Annotated in this window: 7 protein-coding genes and 1 pseudogene; 2 read left to right on the top strand and 6 right to left on the bottom strand. The window is 70.5% G+C overall.

Translation table 11 applies throughout. The features are described from left to right. The 6 genes from F9K34_RS15795 to F9K34_RS15770 all read right to left on the bottom strand — a co-directional run. Positions 1-733, bottom strand: a 733-nt coding sequence (locus tag F9K34_RS15795) for a hypothetical protein (RefSeq protein WP_291338082.1), incomplete at its 3' end; no start/stop codon positions are given. A 209-nt stretch (positions 734-942) separates the two neighbouring features. Beyond that, on the bottom strand, positions 943-2,274 hold the full coding sequence (locus tag F9K34_RS15790; protein WP_291338081.1) for an amidohydrolase family protein: 1,332 nt from the start codon (positions 2,272-2,274) through the stop codon (positions 943-945). Beyond that, positions 2,271-3,098: a purine-nucleoside phosphorylase gene (locus tag F9K34_RS15785; RefSeq protein ID WP_291338080.1), complete on the bottom strand. Its 828-nt coding sequence runs from the start codon at positions 3,096-3,098 to the stop codon at positions 2,271-2,273. Before F9K34_RS15785 ends, F9K34_RS15790 begins: the two co-directional genes overlap by 4 nt. A 74-nt stretch (positions 3,099-3,172) precedes the next feature. Next, entirely contained in the window at positions 3,173-3,901 is a 729-nt protein-coding gene (locus F9K34_RS15780; protein ID WP_291338079.1) for an amino acid ABC transporter ATP-binding protein, read from the bottom strand. 3 nt (positions 3,902-3,904) lie between these two features. After that, positions 3,905-4,684, bottom strand: a complete 780-nt coding sequence (locus tag F9K34_RS15775) for an amino acid ABC transporter permease (protein ID WP_291338078.1) — start codon at positions 4,682-4,684, stop codon at positions 3,905-3,907. A gap of 90 nt (positions 4,685-4,774) precedes the next feature. Continuing rightward, on the bottom strand, positions 4,775-5,599 hold the full coding sequence (locus tag F9K34_RS15770; RefSeq protein WP_291338077.1) for an ABC transporter substrate-binding protein: 825 nt from the start codon (positions 5,597-5,599) through the stop codon (positions 4,775-4,777). Between the two features lie 258 nt (positions 5,600-5,857). Here F9K34_RS15770 and F9K34_RS15765 point away from each other — a divergent pair, with 258 nt between their 5' ends. Both F9K34_RS15765 and F9K34_RS15760 read left to right on the top strand, forming a co-directional pair. Next, on the top strand, positions 5,858-6,913 hold the full coding sequence (locus F9K34_RS15765; RefSeq protein ID WP_291338076.1) for an efflux RND transporter periplasmic adaptor subunit: 1,056 nt from the start codon (positions 5,858-5,860) through the stop codon (positions 6,911-6,913). After that, positions 6,910-7,242 (top strand): annotated as a pseudogene (locus tag F9K34_RS15760) (efflux RND transporter periplasmic adaptor subunit); the annotation flags it as partial. The gene F9K34_RS15765 and the pseudogene F9K34_RS15760, both read left to right, overlap by 4 nt.

The raw sequence follows: 7,242 nt of genomic DNA, 5'->3' as shown, positions 1-7,242 counted from the left end.
GTTCGGGCCGGCTCAGCGAAACGGGTGCCGAAGCCACGGCGATGCTGCCCGCCGGGTCTGCCGGAGCGGCGGGGGGCGCCATCGGCTGCGGATCGGCGGCGGCGATCACCGGCGGAGGTGGGGGCGCCGCAGTGAAACCGGCCCAGAGATGAGGAAGGATCGCGGTCGCCGCGACGCCGAACGAAAGCCCCGTCGCGAACCCGCTGCCGACCATCAAGGCGCGGAGGGCGCGCGAAGGTGTCGGTGCCTGCGTGCGCGCCGGCGGGTCCTGCCGCAAGGTGGTCGCCGCTGGATGTGCCGTGGCTGCCGTTCGCGGCCCCGGCGCGGACAGGGAAGGACCGGGCCGCGGACGTGTCATCCCGATCGCGGCGCTCGGCCGGAGCAGCAGGACCTCCGCACTCGGCCGCTCGCCACGCTCCGCGACAGGCTGCCGGCGCCTTTCCGGCCGCAACGGAGTCACGACGGACCGGCCGGCCTCCATCGCCTTCCGGGCCTGCACCACACGGGTCAGGGGGCCGCCCTGATCCCCTGCCACGTCCTGCTTTTCCCAGGGCTTCCGGCGCGTATCGAGGATGAAGCCGTCGTCCCCGGCTTCCGCCAGCACTTTCTCGCGCTCGGCCCGCGCACGTGCGAGCCGGGCATGGAACGACCCCTTCGCCAGGAGCTCTTCAAAGCTCGGCAAATCCGCGCCACCAGCAGGCGGCTTCGCGACATCAGTCGCCGCCCTATCCATTGGCCCCACCCTCTCGACGGCAGCTTAAGAGGGTCCGAAAGACCCAGGCCAGCCAAAACACCCGGCATATGGAACGCCGACACCCCTCGGCACCCCACCCGTATATGGTCATATTAGGCTTCCGCGCCGCAACATTCAAACGCACGGTCGCAAATTGTTCGTAGTTGCATCGAGCTGACCACTATCGGCAGTGGCCCAGGGCCCTTGGACTAGGTCCTTAGATCGCTTGCCGAAATCCGGGCCGCGACGGCGCGCACGGCGGCGATGTCCGAGGCCACGTCGGCGACAATCCGCCTGCCCGCGACGATCGGACGCCCCCGCGCGATGACATGGACCACGTCCGACCGCCCTGCCGAATAGACGAGGCTCGAATAGGGATCGTAGGAGGGAATCAGGTGCGGCGAGGTGAGATCGACCACGATCAGGTCGGCGTCCATCCCCGCGGACAGCCGCCCCTTGCGGCCGCCGAGCCCGGCCGCGCGGGCGCCCCCGCGCGTGGCCATGGCAACGATGTCGCGCGCCGGAAGGACCTCGGGCGCGCCCGAGGCGAGGATCGCCATCTGCGCCGCAAGCCGCATGGTGCGGAACATGTCGAGGTCGTTCCCGCTCGCCGCGCCATCGGTGCCGAGGGCGGCGACCGCCCCCGCGGCCCTGATGTCGCAGAGACGCGCGGTGCCGGAGGCGAGCTTGGCGTTCGACAAGGGGCAATGCGCCATGGAGACGCCGCGTTCGGCCACAAGCGCGATCTCCGCGTCGTCGAGATGCACCGCATGGGCCAGGAGCGTGCCCGGCCGGATCATCCCGGCCCGGTCGAGCGCGCGGACGGGCGTGGTGCCGTGCTGCGCGGCGACGAGGGCCAGTTCCGAGGGCGCCTCGGCCGCGTGGATGTGGACGGGCACGCCGAGCCGTTCCGAAAGCGCCGTGACCTCGGCGAGTTGCCCGGCGTCAAGGGTGTAGGCCGAATGCGGCATCAGCATCAGGTCCACCCCCTCCGCTCCGCGGTGGCGGGCGACGAAATCCTCGGCAAAGCGCATCCGCTCCGCCCAGGGCAGGTGGTCGATGCCGTCGAAGCCGATGAAGACGGGGCCCGCGGTCAGGCCGATGCCGACGTGGCGGGCCGCCTCGACGGTCGCGTCGGGGTGGAAATACATGTCCACCACATGCGTGACCCCGCCCAGCGCCATTTCCGCGAAACCCAGCGCCGCGCCCGCCCGCACCGTGGCGGGCGTGACATGGGCGGCCTCGGCGGCCCAGACCGCCTTGAGGAAGCCGTCGAGCGGGCGGTCGTCGGCAAGGCCGCGGAAAAGGACCATCGCCGCATGGCAATGGGTGTTGACGAAGCCGGGCAGGATGATCCCGCCCCTGGCGTCGATGACCTCGCGCGCCGCGACACCTGCCGCCTCCGCCATCGGCCCGACGGCCGCGATGCGCCCATCGGAGACCGCCACGGCACCTTCGCCGAAGGCCGTGAAGCCCGCGTCCATCGTCAGCACATGACCGTTGGTCACGAGCATGTCGCAGCGGGCGGGAAAGGCGGTCATGAGGGGACCTCCGGCAGGGCGGGGATCAGGTCGCGCATCAGCGCGAGGAGCTTCGGCTCCACGGTCCTGGCCGCCTCCCAGACCTCGGCCTCGGTCGTGACATGGGGGCTCGCCACGCTGTCCACCGCGATGTTCGTCACGGCAGAGACGGCAAGGACGCGGAGCCCCAGATGCCGCGCGGCGATGACCTCCGGCACGGTCGACATGCCGACGAGGTCGCAGCCGGCAAGCTTCAGGAGCCGGATCAGCGCCGGCGGCTCGAAGCTCGGGCCGACGACATGGGCATAGGTGCCGCGCCTGAGCCCGCCAAGCCCTTCCGCCAGCGCCACGAGGTCGGGATCGTAGGCGCGGTTCATCGAGACGAAGCGGGGACCGGCCGCAGGGTCGTTCGGGCCGCGCAACGGATCGAGGCCGGAGGCGATGGCGAGCGAGAGGTGGTCCTCGATCACCACGAGATTGCCCACCCTGTCCTCCGGGTGCATCCCTCCGGCCGCATTGGTCAGCACAAGCGTTCGCGCGCCAAGCGCGGCCATGACCCGGATCGGAAACACAACCTCCTGCGGCGAATAGCCTTCGTACATGTGGACGCGGCCCTGCATGACCACGCAGGCGCGCCCGAAGAGCCGGCCGAGGATGAGCCGGCCCGCATGGCCCGGCGCGGTGGAAACGGGGAAGCCCGGGATGTCGGCATAGGGCACCGCGACGCCCTCCGCCGCGTCGGCCAGAGCGCCGAGGCCCGAGCCGAGCACGAGCGCGACCTCGGGCACGATGCCTGCCCTGTCCTGCACATAGGAAACCGCCGCCGCGACCGCCCGGTCCGTCATCTGCCCCTCGACTTTCCCGCGAACCTTGGCACCCTGCCGGCGCAACCGCAAGCCGACCGGCACGCCGGCCGGCGTCACAGAACGCGGGCGAGAAAGCCGCGGGTCCGGTCCTCGCGCGGGGCGCCGAAGATCGCCGAGGGCGGCCCCTCCTCCAGGATGCGGCCTTCGTCGAGGAAGCAGATCTTGTCGGCCGCCTCGCGGGCGAAAGCCATCTCGTGCGTCGCGAGCACCATGGTCATGCCTTCCGCCTTCAACGCCCGGAGCACGTCCAGCACCTCGCCCACGAGCGCGGGGTCGAGCGCCGATGTCACCTCGTCGAACAGCATCACCTCGGGCCGCATGGCAAGCGCGCGGATGATCGCCACGCGCTGTTGCTGGCCGCCCGAGAGCTGGTCGGGGTAGTGGCCCATCCGGTCGACAAGCCCGAAGCGCGCGAAAAGCGCCTCCGCCTCGGGCAGAAGCTCCTCACGGCGCTTGCGGCGGATGCGGCGGGGGGCGAGGAGGACGTTTTCCACGGCCGTCATGTGCGGAAAGAGGTTGAAGCTCTGGAACACCATGCCGATGCGCTGGCGCACCGGCTGGGGGTCGAGGTCCGGGTCGGTGATGTCCTGCCCGTCGAGCAGGATTTCCCCGTCGTCGACCGGTTCCAGGAGGTTCAGGCAGCGCAGGAGCGTGGACTTGCCCGACCCCGAGGCGCCGATGAGGCAGACCATCTGTCCCTTGTCGATCTCGAGGCTGAGGCCGCGCAGCACCTCGTGCGCGCCGAAGCTCTTCCACACGTCGCGGACGGACAGCTTCGCCATGGCTCAGCTCCGCGCCGCGTTCTGGCGCGCGATCATCCGGTCCACCCAGCGCGTCGCGGGCACCGTGACGGCCAGGAAGATCAGCGCCGCGCCGAGGTAGGGCGTGAAGTTCGCCAGCAGCGACTTGTAGACTCCGGCCTGGCGCAGCACCTCCACCGGCCCGATGAACGAGAGAAGCGCCACGTCCTTCTGGAGCGCGATGAGCAGGTTCATGTTGGCCGGGATGACGCGGCGGATGGCCTGCGGCAGGATCACGAAGCGCATCACGTCCCAGTGCGAGAGCCCGAGCGAGGTCGCCGCGGCGCGCTGGCTTTCGTGGATCGACTCGATGCCCGTCCGGTAGACCTCGGCCACATAGGCGGAATAGGTCAGGACGACGGCGACCGTGCCCCAGATGTAGGGGCTGTTCCACGGCCGCGGCAGGCCGAGCCCGGGGATGCCGAAACCGACGAGGTAGATCACGAGGATCACCGGCACGCCGCGGAAGACATCGTTGTAGACCATCCCGAAGAGCCGGAGCGGGAAGAGCGCGGGCGAGCGGGCGTCACGGGCCAGCGCGATGACAAGGCCGAGGACGGCGATCATCGGCGCACACCAGGCGAAGATCATGATGTCGACGAGGAATGCCTTCACCAGCCCCGGAAAGGTCTTCCAGAAGACCTCGCCGTTGAAGAAGGCCTTCTGCACCCGCTCCCACCCCGGCGCCAGCGGCACCAAGAGGACGATGGCCGCGACCACGAGGGCGGTGCTTGCCGTGGCGATGACGAGGCTCCGCCGCCGCATCCTCGCTTCGCGCAACGCGCGCCGCGTCGGTCGCCCGACGGCCCGTGCCGGACCGCCGGTGCCATGCTCCCCCTGCGTCATCGCCAGGGCTTACTTCACGACCGGCGCCCCGGTCGCCTCCGCCAGCCACTCCGCCTCGATCGCGGCCAGGGCGCCGTCCGCCTTCATCTCGGCCAAGGCGGCGTTGGCGCAATCCTTCAGCGCGTTGCCCTCCTCGAAGACCAGTCCGAAACTGTCGGCGGGCGTCTCGCCGGCGGGGAACTGCCCCAGCACCACGCCGTCGTCGAGCACGACCGCCGCGGTGTAGAGCGCCGACGGCAGATCCATGAGCGTGGCGTCGATCTGCCCGGCCTTCAGGGCCTCCGACACGTCGGCGGTATCCTCGTAGAGCAGGGGATCGCTCTCCGGCCCGACCAGCGAGGCGATGAGGGCGGGCGCGGTGGTGCCGGCCGCGAGGCCCCACTTCAGCGCCTTCAGCGACGCGAGTTCCGGTTTGGCGCCCGCATCGACCGTGGGCTTGCGCACCAGCACCGCCTGCGCGGCGTTGTAGTAGGGCTCGGAGAAGTCGATCGTCTGGTCACGCTCGGGCGTGATAGAATACTGCTGGAGGTTGAAGTCGAACTCCTTCGGCCCCGGCTGGATCGCCTGATCGAAGGTGGTGGAGGTCCATTCCACCTTTTCGGCCGCAAATCCCATGCGCTTGGCGACCTCGTAGGCCACCGCCGCCTCGAACCCCTTGCCGGAGGCCGGATCGTTGTCGATCACCCAGGGGAAGTAGGCCGGGTTGCCGGTCGCGATCGTCAGGACGCCCTCCTTCAGCGTCTTGCCGGCCGCGCAGTCGTTCTGCGCCATCGCCGCATTGGCGCCGAGTGCAAGGGCCATCGCGGCCGAAAGCGTGAATTGTGCCAGTCTCATCTCGCTGTCTCCCTTTTGTCCGGTCGGCCGGGAAGGGCATCGCGCCCGCCGGCCCCTGGTCCCCCGCTTGCGGCCACCTCAGCTTCGCGGCCGGGGTCCTGTCAACAGGAGAATGGGCGACCACGCCGCGCGGCGATTGCCGCAGCGTCCGACACGCACGAAAACGCACGAGATGTCTCGACCCGCGCGCCCGAGGTGGTACCGTGGTGCGGTGCCTGATTCCGCCGGGCGTGTTCCGCAATGAGGAGAGGGTCGCCCGTGGTTCGCCTCACCCTGCTGCTTTCCGCTCTCGTTGGGCTGGCATTCCCTGCGGCCGGCGAACCGCCGCTCGCGGTTGAAATCGTCACGGTCCATCCGGAAGGCCAGACCGTCAGCCGTTCGCTCACCGGCGAGATCCGCGCGAGGGATCCGCTGAGCGCGTCCTTTTCCGCCGGCGGACGGCTCATCGACGTGATGGTGGATGCGGGCGCGACGGTCGCCAAGGGCGCCGTGCTGGCCCGGATGGACGCCGTGCAGCAGGAACAGGCGCTCCGCGGAGCGCGGGCACAGATGCAGACCGCGACGGCGGACTACCGGCAGGCGGCGGAGGACCTCGACCGCCAGGACGCACTTCTCGAACGCGGTGCCACGACGCGGATCGCGCGCGACGGGGCCGAGGACGCACTGCGCATCGCCGAAGGGGCGCTGGCGGAGGCCCAGGCGACCCTCGACCGGGCGGAAAAGGCGCTGGCCGACACGATCCTCGTCGCGCCCGAGGCAGCGACCGTCACCCGGCGGCTCGCCGAGCCGGGGCAGATCGTCGGCGCGGCGCAGCCGGTGGTGGAACTGGCGCTCGGCGCGGGGCTCGACGCGGTCTTCGCCGTGCCCGAGGTCATGCTGACGATGACCGAAACGCCCCCGCCGGTCTCACTCGCGCTCATCGACCGGCCGGACGTGGTCTTTTCCGGCAGCATCGCGGAGATTTCCCCGGTGGTGGACGCATCGACCGGCACTGTCACGGTGAAGGTCGCTGTCAACGACCCGCCCGGCGGGCTCGCCTTTGGCGAAGCGGTGCGCGGCACTGTCGCGCTGCCGGAACCGGCCCGGGTGATCCTGCCCTACACCGCCATTTCGGCGACCGCCGAGGGGCCCGCGGTCTGGCAGGTCGATCCCGCGACGATGGCGGTCTCGTCGCTGCCGATCAGGATCGAACGTTACGAGACGGGCCGGATCGTCGTCGCCTCCGGGATCGCCGATGGCACGCTCATCGTCGCGAAGGGGGCACAGCTTCTCTATCCCGGGCGCATCGTGCAGGCGGCGGAGGACGTGAAATGATCCGTCTCGTTCTGGCCGCCGCATTTTCCGCCCTGCCCGCCTTGGCTGTCGCCGCCGACGCGCCCGCACCCGGCACCGCGACACCGCGGCCCGTCATCTCGGTGATCGTGAACCCGGAATCCGGGTTGCCGGTGACCTTCGTCGGCACGGTCACGGCAAAGATCGAAGCCGATCTCGGCTTTCCCCTCGCCGGCACCATCGCCGAACGGCCGGTCTCGGGCGGAGACACGGTGGCCAAGGGCGAGGTCCTCGCCCGGCTCGACCCCGAGGATCTCGACGCGGCGCTTCGCGCGGCGGAAGCCGGCGTGACCGTGGCCGAGGCGCAACTG

The organism is Albidovulum sp., assembly GCF_008933605.1.
Classification (GTDB): Bacteria; Pseudomonadota; Alphaproteobacteria; order Rhodobacterales; family Rhodobacteraceae; genus Albidovulum.
The sequence above is the reverse complement of the archived record's forward strand: the minus strand, read 5'-3'. Positions and strand labels throughout refer to the sequence as shown.